Genomic DNA, 857 nt, shown 5'->3' with positions numbered 1-857 from the left:
CTAGGGTGCTGCGCATTTTTCTTTGGTGCGTACTCGTGCATCAACGCCATCGCATTAGGCAGCAGGCCTCCGCAGCCAAGCCCAGCGACGAAGCGGCACAGTCCAAATTCGGTGGGGTTGCTGGGCAAGCCATTGATCACGGTTGCGACGCTGAACAGGGCAAAACAGATCGCGATGCCGTTCTCGCGGCCGATTCTGTCGGCCAGACTGCCAAACAGCAGGGCACCGAACATCATGTCAAACAGCGCGTAGCTGCCCAACGCACCGGCCTGCAGGGGGGTGAGCCCCTACTCCGTCATCAACACCGGCAACACCACGCCATTGATGAATAGGTCGTCATCGAAAATCAATAATAGCGCGCATAGCGCCCTACACCTTCAGCGGAAACCGCTGAATCGCGCACAATCGATAATTGAATTGACGTCGTAGTTTCGCATAGCGCCTCTCTCATGATTTTATTTTTGTTGTGAGCAAGACTTGGGTGAATAGTGGCGGCATCAACCCAGATCGCCGCCTCCCACTGGCAGGGTCACGCCGGTGATATAGGAAGCTTCGTCGCTGGCCAGAAATAGAATGGCGCCGGCCTGCTCATCAACTGTGCCGTAGCGCTTCATCAAGCTGCTGTCCTCAGTCTGCTCAACAATCTGCTGATACCAGCGCTGTTCGTCGGCGCTGGGTACTTGGTTATTGCGTGGAATACGTCGCGGTGGGGCCTGGGTCCCGCCAGGCGCCGTGGCATTGACCCGGATGCCGCGCTCGGTGTTCTCGAACGCCAGGCAGGCCGTGAGAGCATTCACCCCACCGGCATTCACCCGCAGCGAATCGACCTTCAGCTACTTTCAGGCTACCCGGGCCTA

The 857-nt window shown here is 58.0% G+C and carries 2 pseudogenes; both read right to left on the bottom strand.

The annotated features are described in order from the left end of the window. A pseudogene (locus ACUCV0_RS24055) lies at positions 1 to 437 on the bottom strand (MFS transporter); the annotation flags it as partial. Positions 438 to 497: 60 nt separating this feature from the next. Continuing rightward, positions 498 to 803, bottom strand: a pseudogene (locus tag ACUCV0_RS24050) (SDR family oxidoreductase); the annotation flags it as partial. Positions 804 to 857: the final 54 nt, after the last annotated feature.

Source organism: Pseudomonas sp. VMV1 (assembly GCF_056790235.1).
The sequence above is the reverse complement of the archived record's forward strand: the minus strand, read 5'-3'. Positions and strand labels throughout refer to the sequence as shown.